Source organism: Kitasatospora putterlickiae, assembly GCF_039527695.1.
GTDB lineage: Bacteria > Actinomycetota > Actinomycetes > Streptomycetales > Streptomycetaceae > Kitasatospora > Kitasatospora putterlickiae.
Genome location: NZ_BAAAKJ010000193.1, coordinates 1 through 817, shown reverse-complemented (window position 1 = coordinate 817; position 817 = coordinate 1). Strand labels below are relative to the sequence as shown.

General features: G+C 76.4%; 1 protein-coding gene. It reads right to left on the bottom strand.

Annotation, left to right across the window (positions count from 1 at the left end):
* On the bottom strand, positions 1-713 hold a 713-nt coding region (locus tag ABD308_RS19260; RefSeq protein ID WP_344336178.1), incomplete at its 3' end, for a beta-ketoacyl-[acyl-carrier-protein] synthase family protein.
* Positions 714-817: the final 104 nt, after the last annotated feature.

Here is an 817-nt window from a genome sequence, read left to right as displayed (position 1 = left end):
ATGCCCTGCCGCAGGTCCCGGTCGGTCACCTGGTCGGCGTAGGCGCCCATCCGCCGGCCCACGGGGATGGCGGCGCCGCCCGCCGGGCCGGGTGGGAACAGTTCCTCGGTCCCCCGGTAGAGCCGTTCCCAGGAGGAGAGCGAGGACTGGACGAGGGAGCGGATCCGCAGCGGTCCGGCGGTGGCGGACAGCAGCACGGCGCAGCCGGCGTCGCCGAGGATGGAGCCGCGCCCGGTGCCGAAGCCGTGGGCGTAGGTGAACCGGTCGAGGGTCGGGGTGCCGAAGTTGTCGGCAGCCGAGACCAGGACGGCGGAGCGGGCCGGGGCGTGGGCGAGCTGGCCGTGCGCCAGGCGGGCGCCGTCCAGCATCGCGGTGCAGCCCTGGTCCAGGCCGATCGCCGGGGCCGCCGTGCCGAGGACGTGGTGCTGCACGTAGTTCGCGGCGTACCAGCCGTCCGGGCCCTGGTGGTAGGTGCCCGCGTGCAGCACCAGGCGGACGTCCTCGGCACGCAGGCCGGAGCGTTTGAGGGCGAGCCGGCCGGCCTCGGCGGCGAGTTCCGGCGCCGGGGTGCCGTCGGCGACGGACACGCTGGTCCAGCCGTCCACCAGGGCCTGTTCCGCGCCTGCCCGGCCGGCGGCGACCGCGTCGGCGATCGGCCAGAGCCGGGGCACCTGCGCGGCCAGGCCGGCGATGTACAGGTGGTCCGTCCTCATGAGGTGCCCCCCAGGCCGATCAGCAGATGGCAGACGAAGACGGCCGGCAGGTAGCCGATCAGCGCCGCGCCGGGCCAGCGCGCCGACCCGGTGCGGGTGGCGGC